Consider the following 23863-nt stretch of genomic DNA (forward strand, 5'->3'; position numbering starts at 1 on the left):
GGACGGCCGTCGGCGCGGCTGTCGCCCTGGCCGGCGTCGCCCTGCTGGTCGGTGACGACCGGGGCCTCCGTGACGGCCGGCGCTGCGGCGGCGGGCGCCGCGGCCTCGATCGACGGGCGCTCCTCCCGGATCGGCGCGGGCTCGGCGGCGATGGTCTGCTCAATGGCGGGCGCGCTCGCGGCGGCCGTGGCGCGGGAACGTTCCCTGCGGCCACGGGCGGGGCGCTCCGCGACGGCGGGGGCCGCGGCGGCCGTCTTCGGCTCGGCGGGGGCCTCGGCCACGCCGCCCTGCTTCTCCTGGATCGCCGCGATGAGCTGGCTCTTCCGCATCCGCCCGGTCCCGGTGATGCCAAGGCTGGTGGCCATCGCCTGAAGCTCGGGGAGCACCATGCCGGCGAGGCCGGTGCCGGAGCGACGACGCGGTCGGGCCGGGGCGGAAGTGGGGGTGTCGCCGGCGGCCTGGCCGTCGGAGAGGAGTTCGGTGGTGTCGCTCAACTAAGGGTCCTTCCCAGGGGTCGGGCGCCAGAATCGTGCGTCCAGGCGTCCCGGTGATGCGACCCGGCGGGACAGACCGGGTCGGGCTTCGCGAATCTCATGTGTCGATGACCCTCGGGATCCGCGAGCGGTAGGTGCCCGGGGGACAACCCCCGGATTGCCGCCACCGACCAGATGTCTTGGTGGTTCGAACGCGCATGTCGCCGAGAACGCCGCCTCCCGCCGCGCCATCCGGGGATGGAAGGACTGGAGGTAACGGTTTCGGGGAAATCGCCTTGCCCGCGTCGGACGACGCGAAGCGAAGAGCAGCGATGTGCGAATGACAAGCACGCACCCAACACGGGGGCACCTGGTGCGGCTATCAGCCTAACATCACCAGCGCGCACAGCTATTCCCTGAAGGTCGAAGAAACATCAGCGTGTCTCGGGAAACCGAACGTACGCACCAAGCGGGTCGACGTTCATTGGCTGGATGTGCCAGTCATTACCCACTTCTGGTGCGATCAAATCCTCGGTGTCCCGCGTGGCGAACGCGAGAACCGTGGGACCGGCCCCCGAGACGACGGCGGCGACGCCCGCCGTCCGCAGACGTCGTACCAGGTCGGCGGTCCGCGGCATGGCGGGGGCGCGGTAGTCCTGGTGCAGACGGTCCTCCGTCGCGGCGAGCAGGAGATCGGGTTCCGGTCTCTGCGTGAGAGCCGCGACGAGCAGCGCCGCCCGTCCCGCGTTGGCCGCCGCGTCGGAATGCGGAACGTCCTTCGGCAGCAGCCCCCGCGCCTCCTCCGTGGACAACCGGAACCCCGGTACCAGAACGACCGGCCGGACGTCCTCGTGTGGCGTCAGTTTCACCATACTCGCTGCTCCGGAGCGGTGCGTCCACGCGATGGTGAGACCGCCGGCGAGGCACGGCGCCACGTTGTCGGGGTGTCCCTCGATCTCCGTCGCGAGCGCGAACGCCTCCTCGTCGCCCATGGGGACGGCGCCGCCGGACGCGAGGGCGCGGGCGGCGAGGATGCCGGCGCAGATGGCCGCGGACGACGAGCCGAGGCCCCGGGCGTGCGGGATCCGGTTGCGGCAGCGCAGCGCGATCCCGGCCGGCTGCGGCGCGCCCATCCGCTCGAACGCCGCGCGCATCGTGCAGACGATCAGATGGCCCTCGCCCGGGTCGAGCTCGCCGGCGCCCTCGCCCTCGATCTCGATCCGCACCTCCGGCACGTCGAGCAGGGCGGCCTCCACCTCGTCGTGGAAGTCGAGCGCGAGGCCGAGGCTGTCGAAGCCGGGGCCGAGGTTGGCGCTGGTCGCGGGCACGCGGACGAGAACGCCGTCACTGTGCGTCATCGGTCACCTGACTTCACGGTCGTCGGCCGGGGCACCCCGGCGCGCGGTCACGGGGAGTGCGGCGGGGCCGCCGTCAGGCCAGTTCGAGGGCGGAGGCGGCCGCGTAGGCGTCGACCGGGATCGTCACGGGGGCGGGGGCCCCGGAGATGGCCCAGTCGGGGTCCTTCAGGCCGTTGCCGGTGACGGTGCAGACCACGCGCAGCCCCTGCTCCACCAGCCCCTGCTCGTGCGCCTGCAGGAGGCCGGCCACGCTCGCGGCCGAGGCGAGCTCGACGAAGACGCCCTCCTCCTGCGCGAGCAGCCGGTACGCGGCGGCGATCTGGCGGTCGGTCACGGCCTGGATGGCGCCGCCGGACTCGTCGCGGGCCGCCTCCGCGAGCCGCCAGGAGGCCGGGTTGCCGATGCGGATCGCGGTCGCGATCGTCTGCGGATGGGTGACCGGGGACCCGCCGACCAGGGGCGCGGCCCCACTGGCCTGGAAGCCGAGCATGCGGGGCCGCCGGGTGGCCACCCCGTCGTCGGCGTACTCCCTGTAACCCATCCAGTACGCCGAGATGTTGCCGGCGTTGCCGACCGGGATGCAGTGGACGTCGGGGGCGTCGCCGAGCGCGTCGACGATCTCGAACGCCGCCGTCTTCTGGCCCTGCAGCCGATGCGGGTTGACGGAGTTGACGAGCGCGATCGGGTAGTTCTCCGCGAGCTTCCTGGTCATCTCCAGGCAGTCGTCGAACGACCCCTCGACCTGGAGCAGCTTCGCACCGTGGACCAGCGCCTGCGCCAGCTTGCCCATCGCGATCTTGCCACGCGGCACGAGCACGGCGCAGGCGAGCCCGGCCCGTACGGCGTACGCGGCGGCCGAGGCGCTGGTGTTGCCGGTGGAGGCGCAGATGACGGCCTTGGCGCCGTCCTCCACGGCCTTGCTGATGGCCACGGTCATGCCGCGGTCCTTGAAGCTGCCGGTCGGGTTGAGCCCCTCGACCTTGAGGAACACCTCGCAGCCCGTGAGCTGGGAGACGCGCCTGGCGGGCACGAGCGGCGTGCCGCCCTCGAGCAGGGTCACCACGGGCGTCGTCGCGGAGACCGGGAGGCGGTCACGGTACTCCTCGATGAGGCCACGCCAAGCCCTGAACATGATCGCTCCTCCCACGCGCGTGTCACGCGTGTCACCAGGCTGCAGGGCACCGAGTCTACGGCCAACCGCTTGAAATGCGGGATCCGATGTCCATCAGCTGGACATTTTGGGCATCCTCTGCGGTCATCTCCCGGAATCTTTCGCTAGGGTTGGCCGGTTCTTGCACCCGCGTCGACGGTTGAGGAGCGGCAACGTGACGGTCAGTGTGACGGGCGGTTCCGCGGGAGGGGCGAGCCGGCCGAGGATCCGGCACAACGACTACTCCCCGCTCACGCCCGCGCCCCTGGGGGCGTGGACCCCCTCCCTGACGGCGACCGTCGTCATCCCCGCCCACGGCCGCCAGCGGGCGCTCGACCTGACGCTCGCGGCGTTGGCCGCCCAGACGTACCCGTCGTCGCTCACCGAGGTCGTCGTCGTCGACGACCGCAGCGACCAGCCCCTGCGGCTGCCCGCCCTGCGACCCCCGAACACCCGGCTCATCGTCAGCCCGTCCGGCGGGTGGGGCGCCGGGCACGCCGTGAACGCCGGCATCGCCGCCGCCGGGGGCGAGATCGTGCAGCGGCTGGACGCGGACATGGTGATCGGCCGGGAGCACCTGGAAGCCCTGTTCCGCTGGCACCACCTCACCGACTACGTGGTGACGATCGGCGGCAAGAAGTTCTCCGACGGGTCCCTGCCGACGCCGGAGGCGGTTTTCGAGGCCGTCGGGACCGGCACGCTCGACTCCCTCTTCCCGCCGGGCGACCTGGTGTCCAGCTCGACGGAGGAGACGATCCGCCGGCTCGACGGCCTGCGGGCCAGCCGCAACCCCTACCAGGTCTGCACCGGGCCCACCGTGTCCCTGCGGCGCGCGCTGCTCGACGAGGTCCGCGGGTTCGACCCGGACGTGGTCCGCGGCCAGGACACCGAGTTCGCGTACCGGCTGGCCCAGGCGGGGGCCGTGTTCGTGCCGGACATGGATGCGCGGGCCGTCCATCTCGGCCTTCCCGCGCAGCGGGGCGAGCACCGGGAGGCCGTCGTCCGGCTCGTCGAGACCCACCTGGCCCACAAGGTGCCGCTCCGCCGCGACCTGCGCAAGAACCCGGCCCGGCGCTGGCTCGTGCCGTACGTCGAGGTCGTGCTGGACGTGGCCGGCGCCGGCGAGGCGGAGATCCGGGCCGCGGTGGACGGGGTGCTGGGCGGAGCGCCGTCCGACGTCGCGGTCACGCTCCTGGCGCCCTGGACGGCGCTGGACGGGGTGCGGCCCGCCCCTGGGACGCCGGCGTTCGACCTCGCGCTCGTGAGGGACGTCTACGGCCCCGACGGGCGGGTCCGCTTCGCCGAGGAGGCGGCGCCGACCGCCGCGCCGGTCCCGTTCCGTTACACGGCGCCGCTCGCCCTCGCCCCGTCGGGCGACGCCCTCGCCCGCATGACGGCGGCCATGGTTGAGGAGCGGCTGGGCCTGCTGGTGGTGGAGGACTCCGACGGGCGGACGGCCCTCCTGGAGCGCACCGAGGCGGCGGCGCGGGCGCGCCTGCTGGCCGGTCCGGGCGAGGCGTCCGAGGACGTGATCGCGCAGACCCACGGCGTCCGCAGGGCCCGGCCCGGCGACTTTCGCGCCCCCCAGAAGGACGGCCCGGCCCGCGCGGCCGCCTCAGGGGATCGGGCGAACGGCGCGGACGCGGGCGATCGGGCGCACGGCGCCGCGGGCCGGGCGCCGGCCGATCGGAACAGGGCGGAGGGCCGGGCGGCGGGTGGTCGGAACGGCGCCGATGGGGGCGGGCCGGGGCAGGCGCCGGAACCGGAACCGGAGCGTCGCGGACGGCGCGGCCTGTTCCGCCGCTCCTGAGCCGCCGCCGCACCCGGGCCTCGGGCCCGCGCACCGCCGTACCCCCGGCTCCGGGCGAGCGCGCATCGCCACACCCCCGGCTTCGGGCGAGCGCGCACCGCCGCGCCCGAGCCGGGCGGGCTCAGGACCTCTTGAACGTGAAGGGCCGGGCCAGTCCCCTGGCCAGTCCCTTGAGGCCCTGCTCCCGGCGCAGCGCCGAGACCTGCCGCCGGAGGCCGCCGATCTCGCGGCGGAACTCGACGGCCGACTTGCGCCAGCGGGCGGCCTCGCCGCGCCACCTGTCGACCTGGCCGCGGAGCCGCTCGACCTCCTTGGTGAGGCGCTCGACCTCGGCCTGGGCCTCGATTCTGGCCTTGTAGGCGTCCCGCACGCTCATGAACGGACCGGCGTCGGGCCAGCGGACGAACTCGTAGGTCTCGCCGTCGACCCAGAACGTCCCGAAGATCTCGTCGACCGCGTCGTCGACGTCCTCGCCCTCCGCCACGAGCATGTCGGCGCGGGCGAAGGCCTCGGTGCGTTCCAGACGGGCGACGACGACGTCCTCGCTGCCCTCGTCCAGCAGGACGCTGACCAGCCCGAGCGTCTCGTTGCGGGCCAGCGCGAGCAGCCGGGACAGGCTGTCCTCGCCGGGCGCCCATCCGGCGGGCAGGCGCAGCCGGAACGGCGCGACCGTGTCGGGGGCCTCCGGGACCAGCCGTACGCGGCCCTCGTGGGCGTAGTGGGCGCGCAGCAGCGACAGGTCGAGGCGGGGGTCGGTGAGCGGGGTGCGCTGCTCCGGGCTGATCGCGTCCCACGGCCCGGTGAGCAGGACCTCCAGGTCGGTCAGCGTCCCGGCGAGGACGGCGTCGACGGTTCCGCGGACGTCGTCGTACCTCCCGCCGTCCGCGTCGACGACGACCTCAAGCGCGGGAACCTTCCACTGGCGGCGCGGGTGCGTGCGCAGCCAGCGGTAGGCGGGGATGCGGCCGGTCACGAGCGCGTGGCTGACCCGGTTGATCGACTCGGAGTCGCGCATGCGCATGGACGGCCCGAGGTGGTAGGCCCGCGCCTGGGGATCGGGGATGAACACGCCGCCGGCCTGGGCGAGCCGGTACCCCATCTCGGTGTCCTGGCCGAGGATCATCTCGGGGTCCATCGGCCCGGCACGCTCCAGGAGCTTCGCGCTGACCGACGCCGCGCCGCCGATGTGGATGCTGAACGGCCTGCTGGTCCGGGTGAGGCCCTGCGACCTCTCGACGAGCTCCTCGATCCACGTGTGCGGCTCGGCCGGTTCGAAGAACTTGGCCAGGTCGTCCGCCCCGGCCACGTCGGAGGCCGCCGGGAGCGGGGCGGTGGTGAAGCGGAGGTAGGAGGTGACCGACAGGTACGGCGCGAGGTGGTGCCAGCGCATGTGCGCCTCCACCTCCTCGCGCTCGGGCACGATGTCGGAGTCCATCCAGTGGATGACGTCGCCGGTGGCCGCGGCCAGGCCCGCGTTGCGCGCGTTGGCCCGTCCGGGGACCGGGCAGACGATCAGCCGGGTGCGGTGCGGCCGGATCTCGGGCAGGCGGAGCGGCGGGACGCTGCCGTTGTCCACCACGATCACGTCGAGCAGGTCGGACGGGTACGTCTGGACGGCCAGGCCGGCGAGCGTCAGGTCGAGCTTGTCCTGGCTGCCGTACGCGGGCACGATCACGCTCACCCGGAGGCGGGGCGTCCACGACGCTCCCAGCGCGGGCGGATTGAGGACTGTGTAGTCGTTTCTCCGGATGCGTGGCGTCATGGCGCTTCCAGGATCACACTCGGCCGGAACCCCCGCCACTGGTATGCCGCGACTCTCAGGAAGTGGGCGAGCGGCAACTGCCACGTGTGATCCGCGCCCAGCGAGCGCCGCAGCACGTACCCCAGCCCGTGGGTCCGGTAGACGCCGGCGCCGCTCGCGACGACGGCGCGCAGCAGGTGCGCGTCCTCGCCCCTGGCGTGCGGGCCGAAGCCGCCGACCTCGTCGAACAGCGCCCGGTCGACGAGCATCGTGCCGCCGGCGACGTGGTCGGTCCACACCTCGCTCGTGTAGTCGGTCCGGCGGACCGTGACCTTGAGCGGTTCGAGGTAGAAGAACTCCTGGGCCATCCCGACGACTCCTGCGCCCGAGTAGGCCCTTGCCAGCAGCAGGTCGCTCAGGTGCTCGGGGCCGTACCAGTCATCGTCGTCCCACTTGGCCAGCAGGCCCGCCTCCGCCCGCGCGGCCGCCTGGTTCAGCACCTCGCCGAACGGCGTCGCGGCGTCGGCCTCCAGCACGGTGACCGGCAGGGGGAAGGCGTCGACCGCCTCCCGTACGCGGGACAGGGGGAAGCCGTGCAGGGCCAGGACCAGGTCGAGGTCCACGCCGCGCTGCCGCGCGATCTGGGTGAGCGCGGAGGGCAGCAGGTGGGGCCGGCGCGTCGCCATCACGACCGAGACGCGCGGCGTGCCGGGGACGAGGCCGCGCCGGCGCAGGGCGTGCCGGCGCAGGCGGACGCTGTGCTCCTCGCGCCACAGGTCGGCCACGGACGCGGGCACGTCGTCACCGGTCCGCGGGGCCCAGCCCTCGACGAGGCCGGTCAGCTCCGGGTCGGCCTCCCGCGCCCACGCCGGGGCGGGATCCGCGGTGAGCGGGACGCCCGCGGCGGCGAGATCGGTCACGAGCGCCAGGGCGCACCCGTCGGGTGCGGACGGCCACTCGACGCGCAGCGCCCGCGCCGGGCGCAGGGACGCGATCTCCTCGGCGGCGGGCGGGAGCGTCAGGGGCCTGCCGTCGACCTCGGGCCGGCCGTCCTGCCACGACAGGACCGCGGTGCCCGCGGACGGCGAGCGGACGAACCCGAGCGGCGAGCAGACGTCCGTCGTCATGGCGACCCCGCTCCCTCCCGGTCGTGCACGGCCCGTTGAACGTCCTGAACAGTTATCACATGATTCTGGTAAAACCCTGAGTCAGCGCCCGGGGGCTAGGCGTCCGCGGGGAAGGGCCGCACCGGGCCGCCGATCGCGTCGCCCAGCGGCTTCACCACGATCGTCCCGGCCTTCTTCTGCTTGGCGACCCAGTCGAGGAACGCTGTCAGCTCCTTCGGCCTCGTGGAGTAGGCGTCCGTGGCGTGGTCCCTGATGTGGTGGAAGACGAAGATCAGCAGACCGTCCCGGCCCTTGGCCCGGGTGACGAAGCCCTCGAAGTTGCGGGCCGTGCGCGCCATGCCCGTCAGGGAGGTCGTCCGCACGAAGTCGGGGTGGGCCGGCGGGAGCTTCTCGGTGAGAGGGCAGGTGTTGCAGCCGACGGGCCGCCGGAGGCCGTACACGCCGCGGGCGGTCGTGTAGCCGCAGGACATCGCGATGCGCCGGCTCGACTCGTCGTACTCACCGAAGGGGTAGGCGAACGACCTGACCTTGAAGCCGAGGTCGAGCAGGGTCCGCCTGTCGTCGCAGATCTCCGCCCGCTGCACGTCCTCGGGCTGGAGCGGCAGGTGGACGTGGTGCAGGGTGTGCCCGCCGATCTCGTGGCCCGCCTTGGCGATCGCCTTCGCGTCGGTCAGCGACAGGTAGCCGGGCAGCCCGAATCGGGCGCTGTTGATGTAGAACGTTCCCTTCAGGCCCCGGGCCGACAGCATCTTCGCGACCTTCGCGTGGTCGGCCGTCCCGTCGTCGAAGGTGAGGACGACCGTGGGCCTTCTGACCGCCTTCTTCTTCGGCGCGGCCTGCGCCGGGCGGGCCCGCCCGGCCTCCACGCGGATCGAGGCGGACCGTGCCCCCGCGGAGACGGCCGAGGCGTCGCGCGCGCTCGCCTGGGCGGCGGGCGTCATGAGCCCGGCGGCCAGTGTCGCAGCGGCGGCACAGATCGGCACAAGGCTCTTGATGAGCGTCATAGGGGGCATGGGGCAGCACTTTACTAAAGCTTGGTGCGGTGCCGCCCTCATGCCTCATAACGGAACGCGGTCGCTGCGGTCACGGCGATCGTGACATGACAGGTCAGAGGCGAGTCAGGGGCACCGTCAGGGGGTGTCGTCGCCCTCCACGCGCATGACGCTGGCGACGGCCCTGACGATGTCGAGGTCGCGGAGGTCCTTGATCGTGGCCGAGAGCGCGGCGTCGCTCGCCCGGTGGGTGACCAGCACGAGCTGGGCGTCGTCCCCGCGCCCCTCCTGCCGCACCGTCTGGATCGACACGTCGTGCCGGGCGAAGATGTCGGCCACCCGGGCCAGGACGCCGGGCTTGTCGGCCACGTCGACCGACACGTGGTAGCGGGTGACCGTGTCGCCCATCGGGTGGACCTTGAGGTCGGCGTAGGTCGACTCCTCGGGGCCGCGGGTGCCGGCGATGCGGTTGCGCGCCACGGCCACGATGTCCCCGAGGACGGCCGAAGCCGTGGGGGCGCCGCCCGCGCCCGCGCCGTAGAACATCAGCCGCCCGGCCGACTCGGCCTCGACGAACACGGCGTTGTACGCCTCCCGGACCCCCGCCAGCGGGTGGGACCTCGGGATCATGGCCGGGTGGACCCGGACCCCGACCGACCGGCCGTCGTCGGAGCGGGCGCAGATGGCCAGCAGCTTGATGACGTAGCCCATGCCCTTGGCGGAGGCCACGTCGGCGGCGGTGATCTCCGTGATCCCCTCGCGGTGCACGTCGGCCGCCGTCACCCGGCTGTGGAACGCGATCCCGGCGAGGATCGCGGCCTTCGCGGCGGCGTCGAAGCCCTCGACGTCGGCGGTCGGGTCGGCCTCGGCGTACCCGAGGGCCTGGGCCTCCTCCAGGGCGTCGCCGAACGAGGCGCCCGTGGAGTCCATCTTGTCGAGGATGTAGTTGGTCGTGCCGTTGACGATGCCGAGCACCCGCCGGACGCGGTCGCCGGCCATCGACTCGCGAAGCGGGCGCAGCAGCGGGATAGCGCCGGCGACGCTCGCCTCGAAGTACAGGTCGGCGCCGTTCTCGCGGGCGGCCCGGTGGATGGTCGCGCCGTCCTCGGCGAGCAGCGCCTTGTTGGCCGTGACGACCGACGTGCCGCGCGACATCGCGGTGAGGATCAGCGAGCGCGCGGGCTCGATGCCGCCGATCACCTCGACGACGATGTCCAGGTCGTCGCGGCTCACCAGCCCCTCGGCGTCGGTCGTGAGCAGCGCCGGGTCGATCTCCGTGTCACGCCTGCGCCCCAGCCTCCGGACGGCGACGCCCGCGAGCTCCAGCGGCGCGCCGATGCGGGCGGCCAGGTCGTCGGCCTGCTCGTCGAGCAGCCGGACGACCTGCGACCCGACGACGCCGCAGCCCAGCAGCGCCACCTTGAGCGCAGGTTTGCTCACGACCCCTCCTCGCTTGGGACATGGACACGCTCGCGCCCAGGACGGCTCACAGCTGCCCCCTGAGCAGGTCTTCCTCGGTCTCCCTGCGGACGATCACCCGCGCCCGCCCCTTGGACACCGCCACCACGGCGGGCTTGGGCAGGTAGTTGTAGTTGTTGGCCAGCGAGCGGCAGTAGGCGCCGGTCCCGGCCACGGCGATCAGGTCGCCGGGGACGAGGTCGGCGGGCAGCCACAGATCGCGCACCACCATGTCGCCGCTCTCGCAGTGCTTGCCGACCAGGCGGGACAGCATCGGCCGGGCGTCGCTGTCGCGGGAGGCCAGCACGGCCGTGTAGTCCGCGCCGTACAGGGCGGTGCGGATGTTGTCACTCATGCCGCCGTCGACGCTGACGTACGTGCGCAGGCCCTCGACGTCCTTGACGGTGCCCGCCTCGTAGACCGTGATCCCGGCGAGGCCGGCGATCGCGCGGCCCGGCTCCACCGTGAGATGCGGCACGGGGAGGCCGGCCGACTCGCAGACCTTGGTCACGATCTCGCGCAGGCCGTCCGCGATGACCTTGATGTCGGGCGCCTCGTCGCCCGCGACGTACGGGATGCCGTACCCGCCGCCGAGGTCGAGCTCGGGGAGCACGACGCCGTGCTCCTCCTTGATCTGGACGAGCAGCCGGGCGAGGCGCCGCGCCGCGACCTCGAAGCCGGCGGTGTCGGTGATCTGCGACCCGATGTGCGAGTGGAGGCCGACCAGCTCCAGCTGCGGGAGCGCGAGGATCCGCCGCACGGCCTCGGCGGCGGCCCCGCTGCTCAGCGACAGGCCGAACTTCTGGTCATCGTGGGCCGTCGCGATGAACTCGTGGGTGTGCGCCTCGACGCCCACCGTGACGCGGATCATGACCTTCGGCCGGACGCCGTGCCGCTCGGCCAGGTAGCCGAGGCGGGCGATCTCCTCGTAGGAGTCGACGACGATGTGCCCGACGCCGACCTCGACGGCCTTCTCCAGCTCCGCCAGCGACTTGTTGTTGCCGTGCAGCGTCATGCGGGCCGGCGGGAAACCGACGCTCAGCGCCACGGCCAGCTCCCCGGCGCTGCACACGTCGAGGCCGAGGCCCTCCTGGTCGATCCAGCGGGCCACCTCGCGGCACAGGAACGCCTTGCCCGCGTAGTGGACCTCGCCGTCGTGGAACGCCGTCCGGTAGTCGCGGCAGCGGGAGCGGAAGTCCTCCTCGTCGACGACGTACAGAGGCGTGCCGTACTCCTTCGCGAGGTCCCTGACGTCGACCCCGCCGATCGTGACGGCCCCCTCGATCCGGCCGGACGTCCTGGGCCAGATCGCCGGTTCGAGCGCGTTCAGGTCGGCGGGCGTGTGCGGCGGACGCTCCTCGGGCGCCGCGCCGCCGGTCACGGCGACGATGGCGGAGGCGGCATGCATGTCGCCGGCAGGGTGGGCGAATCGACTCACCCGAACGAGGCTATCCGACCCCGCCCCCCTCATGAGACAGCCGCCCACGTGGCGAGACGGACGCCCGGGGCGATTCACACCCTGTCGGGCAGCCCCGGGCCGATCAGGGCGCGCAGGACGTCCCGTACGGCCGCCGCCAGCCACGTCCTCGCCGTGTGGACCCGCTCGGCCGGCCGGTCCCCGCTCGGCACGGCCGGGGCGCGCTCGTGCGCGTCGTGGTAGGCCAGCGCGAGCCGCTCGGCGTACAGGGCCCACGCGGGCTCGCGGCTCGCCGCACGGCCGGGCAGCTCGGCCAGCAGCCGCAGGACGGCCCGCTCCCCCGGGTCGGCGAGAAGCCCAGGCCGGAAGCCGGCGGCCGGCACGCCGAGGTCGGCGGCCCACCGCTGGACGGCGACGGCCCTGGCGTGGGCGTACCGCACGGCGAAGCCGGGGTTGTCCCAGGTGAACGGGGCGTCGGGCCAGGTGGTGGGCGCGACCACGGGCGCCGTGGGCGCCCCGGCGTCCTCCGGCCGCCCCTCCACGATCTCGCGGACGATCTCGCCCGGCTCGGCCAGCACGATCGACAGGAAGCCGTCCCGCCCGACGCGCACCTCCGCCACCCCGTCCTCCCCGCGCAGGCGTCCCGCGATCCGCTCCGCCCTCTCCGCCGCGTCCCGTACGGCGCCGGCTTCGGCCGCGTCCCGTACGGCGCCTGGCCCGGTCGTGGTCCGGAGCGCGGCCGCGGAGGCGAGCACGGCCTCCTCGGCCCACGATCCCCGGGGCACGGGCGGCGTGCCCAGGAGCCGGGTGAGGCGGGCGGGCGTCACACGCCCACCCTAGTGAGCAGGGCGGGCCGTCAGAGCAGGGCGAGCGGCTCGGCGGGGAGGTAGCCCTCCAGCCGCGACGAGGCGAGCAGGGCGCCCTCGGCCGAGTCGCGGACGCACACATAGGAGAACCGGTCGGCCGAGTAGACGCGGACGCCGTCCGTACGGCACTGGCGCATCACGACCTCGCCCCACTCCTCGGAGACGTCGGCGAAGCCCAGGTCGATCAGGGTCTGGCGGCGCGCGAGCAGGGTGCCTCCGGCGACCTCCGGCAGGAACCGGTGCTCGGCCCCCGGCTGGCGCAGCAGCGTCGTGCCGGTCTTCGGCAGGTGGGCGTAGAACGAGGCCTTCCCCAGCACTTCGGCGTCGGTCGAGTCGAAGTGCCGGACCAGGTCGGCCAGGTAGTGCTCGCCGTACAGGTCGCGGGAGTCGAGCACGGCCACGTGGTCGCCGTCGGCGAGCCGCAGCGCCCGGTCGAGCCCCGCGCCGCGGGTGATCGGCTCGTCCGCCGCGCGCACCACGACGTCCAGCTCGGGGAGCGCCTGCCGGGCGGTCTTCTCGACGAGCCCCGCGTCCATCCCGTCCGCGACGACGACGAGCTGCCCGGGCCGGTGGACCTGCCGGACGATCTGGGCGAGCAGGTGGTCGAGCTCCGCCGGGCCGGCGACGGCGCCGATGGCCGTGATCGCGCCGGAGTTGCGCACGCTCGGGACGCCGAGCACGTCGAGGATCGGGTCGAACAGCGGGGTGACGGCGGTGCGGGCCCGCCACGCGAGGTGCGCCTCGCGCGCGAGGCGCTCGGGGTCGGCCATGAGGATCTCGGCGGCGGCGACGATCTCCTCGCCCTTCGCGCCCGCGCGCACCTGGAGCACCGGAGTGCCACAAGCGGCGACCTCCCCTATCACCCGGGGGTCGGCGTCGGCGGCCGCGATCACCAGGGCCGGCCGCCGGTAGGCCGTCAGCAGGTCGTCGTACGACGTCTTGTCGTCACCCTGCCCGGCGAGGGCCGTCCAGGGACGGGGCGGCGCGGCCTCGCCGTCGGGGCCCGGCTGCGGGGCGGGCGGCGGGGAGACCGTCCCGAGCGTCACCACCTCGCCGCTGCGGCCGCCCGCCGCCGGCACCGGGTTGTGCACCCGCGGCTGGATCCCGTGCGGCAGCACGCCCACGCGGTCGTGCCGCAGGGCCGCCCGCCACTCGCGGGCGCGGGCCTCGTTCGTGGTCAGGACGTACTCGAAGTGCTCGGCCGCCGGTACCGCCCGCGACACCGGGCCGCCCGAGTGCCAGAAGACCGTCTTGATCCCCCGCTTGCGGCAGCCCTCGACCAGGTCGCGCAGCGCCCTCGTCTCCCCCGCCAGGGCCTCCAGCCAGCGTCCGCCGTTGCCCTGCCGCGGCCCGGGGCGCACGGACTCGACGAACAGCACGTGCGGCTGCTGCTGGTCGAGCATGGCCTCCCAGTTGTCCGGCCCGAAGTTGGTCACCAGCCGCCACTCGTAGCGCAGCAGCGCCTCGGTCTGCCGGTCGATCACGCCGGCGACGGTCAGGTACGGCCGCGCCAGCGGGCCCTTCGGCACCATGAAGCCCTCGGCCATGGGCGCGGAGACCTGCGGCGCGCGGGGGTCGGCCTGGGCCGGCGCGGGCGCCGCCTCCTGCACCGCGGGGACCTCCGGCTTGAACTCCGACCGCTTGGGCGCGGGGGGCTTCGTGACGGGCGCCTTGAGCGTCTTCGCCACCGCCCCGGGGTTCTTGGTGTGCAGCGCGTCGCCGAGCTTGATCCAGCGGCTCTCCTGCACCGACGCCAGGCGCCAGTTGGCGACCTCGGTCTGGTACCGCTGCTCGGCCAGGTTCTTGGCGAGCTGGGCGTTCTGGCGCTCGACCGTCTTCAGCCGGGCCTCGACCTCCCGCAGCCGCGTCAGCGCCTCCGCCTCCGACCGGGCCGCCTCGTCGAGCCGCCGCCGGTGCTCGGTCAGCAGGCGGGCGAGCTCCGCGGCCCCCGACGCCTGCTCGACGGCCCGGGCCAGCGCCTGCCGAAGGGCAGCCAACTCGCTTCGCTCACTCATGGGGGTAACTCCGCGCGGTAGGCCGAAAGGACGAGAGTCACAATATTCGCAGATCACCCTGATCCATCTCAGGCAGAGGCCACACCTCGTCCGTCCCATCCGCCACGGACCCGAGCGGCCGTCCCCTCACCGATCATGCGACCGAATCGTCAGCACGACTCCGACCACTCAATCAGCCAACATGCGACCGGCCCGTCAGCGGACGAGCGACCAACGCTTCACAGGCGGCACCGTGCATGCCATCCTGAGCTGGTGAAAAGCGTCTCCCAGACCCCTCTTGGCAGGGTGGTCCCCAGGCACGCGCTGAAGCCCGCCGCGGACGCACTGAGCGACACCCGCGTCGTCCTGGTCAACGGGGCCCGGCAGAGCGGCAAGAGCACGCTGGTCCGCCTGCTCGCCGGGGAGCGGACAGCGGAGTGGCGCAATCTCGACGCCCCGGCCGTGCGGCAGGCCGCGCTGGAGGACCCGGCGGGCTTCGTGGCGTTTCCCGATCTCATGGTGATCGACGAGATCCAGCGCGTGCCCGAGCTGATGCTGGCCATCAAGGAGCAGGTCGACACCGACCCGAGGCCGGGGCGTTACCTGCTCACCGGGTCCGCGCGCGTGCTGGGGCTGCGGGCCCTGCCCGACGCCCTGCCCGGTCGCATGGAGACGATCGAGCTGTGGCCGTTCGCGCAGGGGGAGATCGACGGATCCCCCGACCGGTTCGTGGACGCGATCTTCGCCGAGGGCGCCGAGATGCGCCACACGTCCGCGCTGTCGCGCGCCGACTACGCCGAACGGGTCGTCCGCGGCGGGTTCCCCGAGGCCGTGGCCCGGACCACCCCTCGCAGACGCGAGCGCTTCCTCGACTCCTATGTCTCGGACCTGGTCGCCCGGGACGTGAGCCGGCTGTCGGAGATCGAGCGGACGGCCGAGATGCGCGCGCTGGTGCGCTCCGTCGCCGCCCGGTCGGGCCAGTTGCTGGTGGGGAGCTCGCTCGGCGCCGCGATCGGGCTGTCGGCCGCCACCGTCCACCGGTATCTCAGCCTGCTCGAAGAGGTCTTCCTGATCAAACGGATCCCGGCCTTTTCCCGGAACCTCGGCAACCGGGCCGTCGGCACTCCCAAGGTGGCCTTCGTCGACTCGGGTGTGGCCGCGAACCTCCTCGGGACGGACGCCAGGAGCCTCGTCCGCCCCGAGAGCCCGTTCGGACCGCTCCTCGAAGGCTTCGTCCTGATGGAGCTCGCCCGCCAGCTGACGTGGTCGGACGAGCGCGCCGAGCTCTTCCACTACCGGACCAAGGACAAGGTCGAGGTGGACGCGGTGCTGGAGAACCGGCGGGGACAGGTCGTCGGCCTCGAGGTGAAGGCCTCCTCGACCGTCAGGCCGGACGACTTCCGCGGCCTGCGGCATCTCGCCGCCCGCCTGGGAGACGACTTCCTCGCCGGCGTCGTCCTCTACACGGGGGCCCAGACCCTTCCCTTCGGCCCCCGCATGCGCGCCGTTCCCGTGAGCGCCCTCTGGCAGGTCTGACGTCCGTGCGGGTGTGGCCGCACTCGTCACCCGTCCGGTGCGACCGTCAGGCGTAGGGGTCGAAGGGGATCGCGGCGGGCTTGGCCTTGGCCAGCTCGCCGGCGAACCAGCTGTCGCGGATCCCGAGCTGGGCGGCGCCGAAGTCGGCGTTCGCCAGCCGGTCGCGCAGGCCCGGCGGGTAGCCGTCCCAGCCGATCAGGGGCGGCCACTGCCACCACCCCTTGTCGTTCTCCGGCTGCTCGCCGAAGTCGGCGAAGCGGAAACAGTGCGTGCCGATGCCGTCCTTGTGGTAAACGATCAGCGGGTGCTTCCCGGTCTCGTCCCAGGGAATGTCGTTTCTCGCGCGGATCTGGTACTGGCCGTGGGCGGACGCGGACACGTACATGCCCCAGTCGCCCTGCACCCACACCACCACGTGCTCCCAGTCGTGGCGGTGCCCTCCGATACCGCTGCCCGCGACGGCCTGGTCCTTCTCGAAATAGAGGGCGTACATGTACGCGCACCAGCCGTTGTTGCACTTGACGCGCGAATAGGCGTTGGTGTTGTCCAGGTCCCACGGGTCGTGGCAGTGGCCGTTCAGGGCGCCGGTCGGGTTGAGGCCGGGGGCGATCGTCCCGTCACGCCCGATGGCCGGCGTGGGGTAGCAGCCGTCCCCGTCGTAGTCGAAGCCCGGTTCGTAGATGCGGTCCGGCCACGGGGCCGACCAGTCGAGAGCGGCGGGCGGGTCGGCGTGGGCGACGCCGGGGAAGACGACCAGCATCACGACGGCGGCCACGAGCGCGCGCAGGGCGACCGTCATCGTCCTGGAGCGGCGCTGGCCCCTGACGCGAGCCCGGTCCGGGCGCCTTCCGGGCGACACGGTTCGCATGGAGCCTCCTGGGGGGCGGAGGGAGAGGCGATTCCACACCTTGATCGCCGATCACGCTAAACGGGCCGGCACACCCGGTCAACGGCCGGGGAAACAGCGGCTCACATGTCTTGAGATCCATGGGGAAAGGGCCGGCGACGTCCGCGCCGATCCGTTGACCCCGGTGCGGCCGTCCACCGTTCCGGACCGGCCGCCGCGGTCCGGTCGCGAACGGGTGCGGCCCCGGGGCGGCGGTGTCCGTAGACTCGGCGGCGGCGTTCGAGGGAGGGCGAGACTGTGCGCAAGGGTGAGTGGCCGCGTTTCGAGGCCAGGCCGTACGTGTGCGGCGCCATCGGGCCGTTCGACCCGGCGAGGCTCGGCCTGCTGGCCCGGTCGGGGCCCGCCGTGCGGCCGGTCCACGACGGCCCGGACGTGGCCCTGCTCGCTTCGGCGCCGCTCCGGCCGTACCGCGCGGAGGAGGACCCCGAGGAGGTCGCGTACGCCTGGGGGGAACGGCGGCCTGAGGGCGCGACGGCGGCCGGCGACTGGCTGGCGGTCGCGGAGACCTGTGAGGCGCCCGGCCTCGTCGTCGACCCCGGCGCGGTGACCCTGCACACGGGCGGCTTCGGCCTGGTCGACGTCTACTACCTGTCCGACGGCGAGGCCGTCTACTTCTCGAGCCTGATCGAGCCGCTGCTCGCGCTGGCCCGCCGGCCGTACGAGGTGAACTGGGCGGCCTGGGCGGCCATCCTGAAGCTGACCTACCCGCTGCTGGAGGACACGCCGTACCGCGAGGTCAGACGGCTGCCCGGCGCCACGGCGCTGACCTGGTCGCGGGACGGCCGCAGGCTCAGGGTCGACAGGCGGGCCCCGCGGTGGGTGCGCGAGGAGCCGGTCGACCGCGGCGTCACCGGCGGCGACCTGGTCGCCCTCCTGCACGAGGCGCTGAAGCCGTACGACCGGGTGCTGGTGCCGGTGAGCGGCGGGTACGACTCCCGGCTGCTGGCCAGTGTGGCCGTGGCCCGGAGGATGGACGTCGAGTCCTGGACGACGAGCCCGGACGACGGCCTCGACAACGACATCGACTTCGCCCGCTACATCACGCGCGAGCTGGGGATACCGCACCAGATCGTCCCGCAGGACCCGGCGCGGTTCCCCGGCGAGGCGCTGTGGGCGGCCCGGCGGCTGGAGTACCTGACCAGCCACCACGCGTGGTACTCCCCCTTCGCCCGTGAGGTCCACGCCGCGGGGCGGCCCGTGGTGGACGGCCTGGCCGGCGGCCCGCTGATGAAGAACTTCCTGATCAGCTCGGACGCCGTGGGCGCCGGGTCGGGGGCCTCGCGGCGGGAGGCCCTGCTGGCCTCGCTGGCCACCGGCGACGCCCACATCCCGGTGCTGGGCGAGGCCGCCTCCTCGTGGATGGACGACCAGGTGAGGACGGCCTTCGACGCCGCCACCTCGGCCCTCCACGGGCACCGGGCCGAGCTTCCGCTGAGCGTCCTGCACACCCGCACGGTGCGGGGCATCGCCCGCTCGCCCGTCAACCTGGTCGGCCCCGAGGCCACGCCGGTCTTCCCGTTCCTGCACCCGGAGTTCTTCGACGCCGCCCTGTCGGTGCCGGTCGACCGCAAGGAGGGCGGCCGGTTCTACCGGGAGATCCTGCGCGCCGCCGACCCGCGGGTCGCCGCGCTGCCCTCGACGAACGGCGCGCTCCCGCACCGCCGCGTGCCGCTGCGGTCGAACGGCCCGGTCGCCCGCGAGTGGAACCACCGGATGCTGGTGAAGGCCGCCTCGATCCCCGGCCTGATGTCGCCCCAGATGCTCGACGTGGTCGCGGCCGGGCCGGACGCGCTGACCGCGTTCGGGTCGTGGAACTCACGGTTCTGGCTGCGCGGGCTCGTGGTCTTCGGGGCGTGGCTGTCCGACTACGAGGACACGCTGGACGGCCTCACGCCGCCCTGGGCCGCACAGACCGCCGCCGCGCCCGTGAGATAGCAGCGTGTGATCATTCAAAAACAGGCAAAAAACGCATGTCAGGAGTAGGTCAGGGTTTTCGGTCAGCCCTGCTCAAGTGGTATTTTCGGTCAAATAGAGGCCAAACACCATGGCGTGAGCGTCGAAGCTCGGGTGTGACCTGACAACGCGCCCCTCCTTTCCAAGCGAGACCAGATGAACGCTGCTGCGCCCTGCCCTGACCCGGTTCCCTCGGCACCGGGCGGCGTCCAGGAGATCACAGAATTCACACCACAGGACCCGCGCTGGTACAAGCGCGCCGTCTTCTACGAGGTGCTGGTCCGGGGCTTCAAGGACTCCAACGGCGACGGCACCGGCGACCTGCGCGGGCTGATCGAGAAGATGGACTACCTGAAGTGGCTGGGCGTCGACTGCCTGTGGCTCCTGCCGCTGTACGAGTCCCCGCTGCGCGACGGCGGCTACGACATCGCCGACTACCTCAAGATCCTCCCCGAGTTCGGCGACCTGGGCGACTTCGTCAAGACGATCGAGGCGGCGCACGAGCGCGGCCTGCGCATCATCACCGACCTGGTGATGAACCACACCAGTGACCGGCACCCGTGGTTCCAGGCGTCCCGCGAGGACCCCGAGGGCCCGTACGGCGACTTCTACGTGTGGACCGACGACCCCTCCACCTACGCCCAGGCCCCGGTGATCTTCGTGGGCGCCGAGGAGTCGAACTGGACGTACGACCCGGTCCGCGGGCAGTACTACTGGCACCGGTTCTTCCACCACCAGCCCGACCTCAACTACGACAACCCGGCCGTGCAGGACGCGATGATGGAGGTCATCCGGTTCTGGCTCGACCTGGGCGTGGACGGGTTCCGGCTCGACGCCGTGCCGTACCTGTTCGAGCGGGAGGGCACCTCGTGCGCCGGCCTGCCGGAGACGCACGACTACCTCAAGCGCGTCCGCGCCGAGGTGGACCGCCTCTACCCCGACCGGGTGCTGCTGGCCGAGGCCAACGGGTGGCCCGAGGACGTGGTCGAGTACTTCGGCGACCCCACCGTGGGCGGCGACGAGTGCCACATGGCGTTCCACTTCCCGCTGATGCCGCGCATCTTCATGGCGGTGCGCCGGCAGAGCCGCGAGCCGATCTCCGAGATCATGTCGCGCACGCCGAAGCTGCCCGAGTCGGCCCAGTGGGGCATCTTCCTCCGCAACCACGACGAGCTCACGCTCGAGACCGTGACGGAGGAGGAGCGCGACTACATGCACGCCGAGTACGCCAAGGACCCGCGCATGCGGGCCTACCTCGGCATCCGGCGGCGCCTGGCGCCCCTGCTGGAGAACGACAGGGACCAGATCGAGCTGTTCACCGCCCTGCTGCTGAGCATGCCGGGCTCCCCCGTCATGTACTACGGCGACGAGATCGGCATGGGCGACAACATCTGGCTGGACGACCGCGACGCGGTCCGGACGCCGATGCAGTGGAGCCCCGACCGCAACGCCGGCTTCTCCGAGGCCGACCCCGGACGGCTGTACCTGCCCGTGGTGATGGACCCGGTGTACGGCTACCAGTCGGTCAACGTCGAGGCGCAGACGAAGAGCGAGTCGTCGCTGCTGCACTTCACCCGGCGGATGCTGCAGATCCGGCGGGAGCACCCGATCTTCGGCACCGGCAGCTACACCGAGCTGTGGACACCGAACCCGAGCGTGCTCGCGTTCATCCGCGAGGAGGACGACGACCGGGTGCTGTGCGTGAACAACCTCTCGCGGTTCGCCCAGCCGGTCGAGCTCGACCTGCGCCGCTTCAGCGGCATGACCCCGGTCGAGTGCCGCGGCGGCGTGCCGTTCCCGACGATCGGCGACATGCCGTATCTGCTGACGCTGCCCGCTCACGGGTTCTACTGGCTGTCGATCCAGTGATCCGGTGACCGGCCCGGCTCAGCGGGCGGTGACCGGGACCTGAGCCCGGGCCGCCCGCCGGGCCGGGATCAGCGCGACCAGCAGCGCGGCCCCGACCGCGACCAGGACGGCGGCGGCGAACATGCCGGGGGTCGGGGCCCGGCCGATCCCGGCGCCCACCCCGCTGCCGCGGCCCTCCATGTCGATCAGGCTCCTCGACCAGAACGCCCCGGCCGAGGCGCCGAGCAGCGCCCCCGCCGTGACGAGCAGCCCGGTCCCGGTGACGAGCGTCGCCATGACCTGGCGCGGCGTGAGGCCCATGGCCTTCAGCACGGCCAGGTCGAGCACGTGGTCGCGCAGCCCCAGCGCGATCGCCGTCAGCAGGTTGGCCAGGCCGATCAACGCCAGCACGACCACGAGCGCCACGATGATCACCCGGATGACCGAGAGCCGGTCGGCCGGGTTCACCGCCTGGGAGACCTCCAGGCCCTGGGCCTGCAGCCGGGCCCGCACCTGGGCCGGGTCGGCGCCCGGGCGCAGCGCCAGGGCGTAGAACTGCGGCGGCACCGCGTCCTTGGCCGCCAGGCTGTCGATGCCGACCGACAGGACCTCGCCGTCCTGCTCGGGCTCGATCACCCGGCCGACGATCTGGACGATGAGCGGGGTGCCGCCGATCGTCATCCGCACCCGGTCGCCGATGCGCACCCCGAGCAGGTCGAGCAGCCCCTGCCCGGCCACCGCCTCGCCCGCGTCGCGGAACATCCGGCCCTCGGCCACCGGGAACGGGTACGGCTCGGTGGACGTCCCGAGCGCCCTGGCCCGCACGGTCCGCGTCTGCCACGGCACGAGCGCGTCCAGCTCCACCCCCGGGTAGGCCGCCACCACGTCGGGGTCGGCCATCGCCCGGTCGTGGGCCTCCACGGCCGTGAGGTTCCCCGGCCGTACGGACAGGGCGGCGGCCTGGCCGACGCTCTCGGGGCGGCGGGCGAAGTCGTCCAGCGTCGCCCAGCACCCCAGCCCGATCGTGATCATCATCATCGGGATGGCCACGCCGCAGATCGTGAGCAGCGCGGGCGTCCGCCGGGTGAAGGCGTCCCGCGCCCCGAGCACGAGCGCGGGCGGGAGCCGTACGAGCAGGGCGACCCGGGCCAGCCGGGACAGGTGGCCGCGCGGCGGCGCCGCGGGGGTGGCGGGGATCGGCGGGGTGCGCCCGCCCCGCCACGCGGGCAGCCAGACCGCGACCAGCACCATCGCGGCCGTGCCGGCGGCGATCGCGGCGAGCGGACCGGGAGACAGCGGGACGGCCACGGTCTCCGACAGCGCGGTGGCCGTGATCAGGCGCGCGGCGACGAGGCCGAGGACGATGCCGACCAGGCCCAGGGTGCCGTGCTCCGCGACGAGCATCCGGGTGACCTGGCCGCGGGTGAAGCCGAGCGACTTCAGCGTGGCGATGTCGCGCAACTGCGTCAGCACCCGGCCGCCGGCGGCGTTGGCGAGGGCCAGCGCGGCGGCGACCAGTCCGGCGACGCCGAACAGCGCGAGCAGCAGGCCGAGCAGCCGGTTGTCCAGCTCCATCGACGCCCGCACCTCCCGCCAGGTGCTCACCCGCTGGACCTGGTTGCGCAGCGTGAAGACGGCCCGCTGCACGACCAGGTCGGTCGTGGCGGCGTCGGCCAGGCGGAGACCGGTGACCATCTCGGTGCGGCCCTGCGCCGGCTCCACCAGAGTGAGGGTCTGGCCCAGCGTCCAGGCGAGGCCGGGCGTCCACTCCGGGTAGAAGCCCTGGTCGCCGCTCTCGGCGAGCCCGGCGACGGTCAGCGTGTGGGTCGCGCCGTTCAGGCCGGTGACCGTGAACGGGCTGCCGGGCCGCAGCCCGAGCGCCCGGGCGAACGACCGCTCGACCACCACCCCGTCCGGCCGGCGGGCGTCGAGCCATCGGCCCTCGCGCAGCAGCGGCCGCGCGACGGGCGGGAACGCCGCCGGGGCCTCCTGCAGGGCGATCGGCACCCGGCGGCCGTGGTCGACGAGCGTGGCCGGCGCGCTGCGGTACGGCCCGGCCACGTCGGTCACGCCGTTCAGGGCCCTGAGCGCGGCCACGTCGGGCACGTCCTTGGTGTGCATCCAGATGTGCGCGCCGTGGCTGCGCTCGAACAGGCCGCGCCAGGGGTTGGTGCCGTCCTCCAGCAGCGTGGCCGCCACGATCAGCGCGGTGACGATCCCGGCCACCGCCATGATCGTGAGTGCGGCCTGACCCCTTCGGGCCCGCAGGTCGGCCCGTACCCACCTGCCCGCGGCGCCGTGCCAGGCGCCGGTCACGGATCGCCCCAGCGGGGTGATCGCGGCCGGCCGGCGCTCCTCCCCATGATCGTCGGCCGTCCCACGGTGGTCGGTCACGGTGGTCAGCCCCGCAGTTCCACCACGTCGCCCGCGGTGCCGCCGGGGCGCCGCCGCGTCCTGCCGATGGCGCCGTCGTCGACGATCTGCCCGTCGAGCAGGCTGACCACCCGGTCGGCCATGCTGGCGACCCGGGCGTCGTGGGTGACCAGCACGATCGTCTGCCCCTGGCCGTGCACCCGGCCCAGCAGGCGCAGGACGTCCCTGGTGTTGCGGCTGTCGAGGTTGCCGGTCGGCTCGTCGGCGAGCAGCAGGCGGGGCTGGTTGGCCAGGGCCCGCGCGAGGGCCACCCGCTGCTGCTCCCCGCCCGACAACTGGGCGGGGGACGCCCCTGCGCGGTCGGTCAGGCTCAGCTCGCCGAGCAGGTACTCCCGCCGCTCCCGGGCGTGCTTGGGGGACGCGCCGCCGAGCAGGGCGGGAAGCTCCACGTTGTCGGCCACCGTCATGTTGGCGACCAGGTTGAAGAACTGGAAGACGAAGCCGACCTTCTGCCGGCGCAGCACGGCCCAGCCGCTCTCGGACAGCGTGTCGGCCCGTCTGCCGTCGAGCCAGATCTCCCCGCTGGTGCGGACGTCGAGACCGCCGAGCATGTGGACGAGCGTCGACTTGCCCGACCCGGACGGGCCCATGATGGCGACGAACTCCCCCGGCTGGACGGTGAGGTCCACCCCGCGTACGGCGGGCACCGGCAGGCCCCCGGTCTGGTAGATCTTGACCAGGTTGACCGCTCGCACCACAGGCGTCCCCGTCATGCGGTTGGTCCTTGGCGCCGGGTCACGCCCGCATGCTCGCAGCTCACCGGAATCTCCGCAAGCGTCCGCGGAACGGCGGCGACGGGC

General features: G+C 73.3%; 17 protein-coding genes. 4 read left to right on the top strand and 13 right to left on the bottom strand.

The annotated features are described in order from the left end of the window. From MPTA5024_RS43690 to thrC, 3 genes are all read right to left on the bottom strand, one after another. Positions 1-494 (bottom strand): Rho termination factor N-terminal domain-containing protein (locus MPTA5024_RS43690; protein WP_036327437.1); only part of this gene is annotated, 494 nt, incomplete at its 3' end. A 413-nt stretch (positions 495-907) separates the two neighbouring features. Continuing rightward, the gene (gene thrB, locus MPTA5024_RS21695) at positions 908-1831 is read right to left on the bottom strand and encodes a homoserine kinase (protein WP_036327439.1); all 924 of its coding nucleotides are present in this window, start codon (positions 1829-1831) and stop codon (positions 908-910) included. Between the two features lie 73 nt (positions 1832-1904). Next, positions 1905-2963, bottom strand: coding sequence for a threonine synthase (gene thrC / locus MPTA5024_RS21700; protein WP_036327441.1), 1059 nt, complete (start codon positions 2961-2963; stop codon positions 1905-1907). Between the two features lie 193 nt (positions 2964-3156). On the opposite strand from thrC, the gene MPTA5024_RS21705 reads away from it, so the two are divergent. Then, the gene (locus MPTA5024_RS21705) at positions 3157-4791 is read left to right on the top strand and encodes a glycosyltransferase (RefSeq protein WP_232326588.1); all 1635 of its coding nucleotides are present in this window, start codon (positions 3157-3159) and stop codon (positions 4789-4791) included. Between the two features lie 121 nt (positions 4792-4912). Here MPTA5024_RS21705 and MPTA5024_RS21710 read toward each other — a convergent pair whose 3' ends face one another. From MPTA5024_RS21710 to MPTA5024_RS21740, 7 genes are all read right to left on the bottom strand, one after another. Beyond that, a complete protein-coding gene (locus MPTA5024_RS21710) occupies positions 4913-6553 on the bottom strand; it encodes a glycosyltransferase family 2 protein (protein WP_036327443.1) in 1641 nt (546 codons plus the stop codon). Next, a complete protein-coding gene (locus MPTA5024_RS21715) occupies positions 6550-7659 on the bottom strand; it encodes a glycosyltransferase family 2 protein (protein ID WP_036327452.1) in 1110 nt (369 codons plus the stop codon). The genes MPTA5024_RS21710 and MPTA5024_RS21715 overlap by 4 nt, the downstream gene beginning before the upstream one ends. 95 nt (positions 7660-7754) lie before the next feature. Beyond that, positions 7755-8672: a polysaccharide deacetylase family protein gene (locus MPTA5024_RS21720; RefSeq protein ID WP_157099638.1), complete on the bottom strand. Its 918-nt coding sequence runs from the start codon at positions 8670-8672 to the stop codon at positions 7755-7757. A 117-nt stretch (positions 8673-8789) separates the two neighbouring features. Continuing rightward, positions 8790-10091: a homoserine dehydrogenase gene (locus MPTA5024_RS21725; protein ID WP_036327453.1), complete on the bottom strand. Its 1302-nt coding sequence runs from the start codon at positions 10089-10091 to the stop codon at positions 8790-8792. Positions 10092-10137: 46 nt separating this feature from the next. Further along, positions 10138-11547 carry a diaminopimelate decarboxylase gene (gene lysA / locus MPTA5024_RS21730; protein WP_036327454.1) on the bottom strand — a complete coding sequence of 470 codons (1410 nt, stop codon included), beginning with the start codon at positions 11545-11547 and terminating at the stop codon, positions 10138-10140. A gap of 74 nt (positions 11548-11621) precedes the next feature. Next, complete coding sequence (locus tag MPTA5024_RS21735; RefSeq protein WP_036327455.1) at positions 11622-12353, bottom strand: anticodon-binding protein; 732 nt, start codon at positions 12351-12353, stop codon at positions 11622-11624. 29 nt (positions 12354-12382) lie between these two features. Beyond that, positions 12383-14407 carry a glycosyltransferase gene (locus MPTA5024_RS21740; protein ID WP_036327456.1) on the bottom strand — a complete coding sequence of 675 codons (2025 nt, stop codon included), beginning with the start codon at positions 14405-14407 and terminating at the stop codon, positions 12383-12385. Between the two features lie 252 nt (positions 14408-14659). Between MPTA5024_RS21740 and MPTA5024_RS21745 the strand changes: the two genes are divergently transcribed. Beyond that, positions 14660-15922, top strand: coding sequence for an ATP-binding protein (locus tag MPTA5024_RS21745; protein ID WP_232326589.1), 1263 nt, complete (start codon positions 14660-14662; stop codon positions 15920-15922). Between the two features lie 46 nt (positions 15923-15968). Here MPTA5024_RS21745 and MPTA5024_RS21750 read toward each other — a convergent pair whose 3' ends face one another. Continuing rightward, the gene (locus tag MPTA5024_RS21750) at positions 15969-16790 is read right to left on the bottom strand and encodes an NPP1 family protein (RefSeq protein WP_084369903.1); all 822 of its coding nucleotides are present in this window, start codon (positions 16788-16790) and stop codon (positions 15969-15971) included. A 276-nt stretch (positions 16791-17066) separates the two neighbouring features. Between MPTA5024_RS21750 and MPTA5024_RS21755 the strand changes: the two genes are divergently transcribed. Both MPTA5024_RS21755 and treS read left to right on the top strand, forming a co-directional pair. After that, a complete protein-coding gene (locus MPTA5024_RS21755; protein ID WP_036327458.1) occupies positions 17067-18764 on the top strand; it encodes a hypothetical protein in 1698 nt (565 codons plus the stop codon). A 174-nt stretch (positions 18765-18938) separates the two neighbouring features. After that, positions 18939-20651, top strand: coding sequence for a maltose alpha-D-glucosyltransferase (treS, locus tag MPTA5024_RS21760; protein WP_084369904.1), 1713 nt, complete (start codon positions 18939-18941; stop codon positions 20649-20651). A gap of 18 nt (positions 20652-20669) precedes the next feature. Here treS and MPTA5024_RS21765 read toward each other — a convergent pair whose 3' ends face one another. Both MPTA5024_RS21765 and MPTA5024_RS21770 read right to left on the bottom strand, forming a co-directional pair. After that, positions 20670-23024, bottom strand: coding sequence for an FtsX-like permease family protein (locus tag MPTA5024_RS21765; RefSeq protein ID WP_232326590.1), 2355 nt, complete (start codon positions 23022-23024; stop codon positions 20670-20672). 5 nt (positions 23025-23029) lie between these two features. After that, positions 23030-23776, bottom strand: a complete 747-nt coding sequence (locus tag MPTA5024_RS21770; RefSeq protein WP_036327460.1) for an ABC transporter ATP-binding protein — start codon at positions 23774-23776, stop codon at positions 23030-23032. Positions 23777-23863: the final 87 nt, after the last annotated feature.

The sequence above is a fragment of the Microbispora sp. ATCC PTA-5024 genome (genome assembly GCF_000511135.2).
Classification (GTDB): domain Bacteria; phylum Actinomycetota; class Actinomycetes; order Streptosporangiales; family Streptosporangiaceae; genus Microbispora; species Microbispora corallina.

Excerpts from the sequence above, each read along its gene's own strand:
- MPTA5024_RS21715 (WP_036327452.1), bottom strand. The coding sequence starts at position 7,659 with ATGACGACGGACGTCTGCTCGCCGCTCGGGTTCGTCCGCTCGCCGTCC.
- treS (WP_084369904.1), top strand. The coding sequence starts at position 18,939 with ATGAACGCTGCTGCGCCCTGCCCTGACCCGGTTCCCTCGGCACCGGGC.
- thrB (WP_036327439.1), bottom strand. The coding sequence starts at position 1,831 with ATGACGCACAGTGACGGCGTTCTCGTCCGCGTGCCCGCGACCAGCGCC.
- thrC (WP_036327441.1), bottom strand. The coding sequence starts at position 2,963 with ATGTTCAGGGCTTGGCGTGGCCTCATCGAGGAGTACCGTGACCGCCTC.
- MPTA5024_RS21720 (WP_157099638.1), bottom strand. The coding sequence starts at position 8,672 with ATGCCCCCTATGACGCTCATCAAGAGCCTTGTGCCGATCTGTGCCGCC.
- MPTA5024_RS21750 (WP_084369903.1), bottom strand. The coding sequence starts at position 16,790 with ATGCGAACCGTGTCGCCCGGAAGGCGCCCGGACCGGGCTCGCGTCAGG.
- MPTA5024_RS21710 (WP_036327443.1), bottom strand. The coding sequence starts at position 6,553 with ATGACGCCACGCATCCGGAGAAACGACTACACAGTCCTCAATCCGCCC.
- MPTA5024_RS21770 (WP_036327460.1), bottom strand. The coding sequence starts at position 23,776 with ATGACGGGGACGCCTGTGGTGCGAGCGGTCAACCTGGTCAAGATCTAC.
- MPTA5024_RS21740 (WP_036327456.1), bottom strand. The coding sequence starts at position 14,407 with ATGAGTGAGCGAAGCGAGTTGGCTGCCCTTCGGCAGGCGCTGGCCCGG.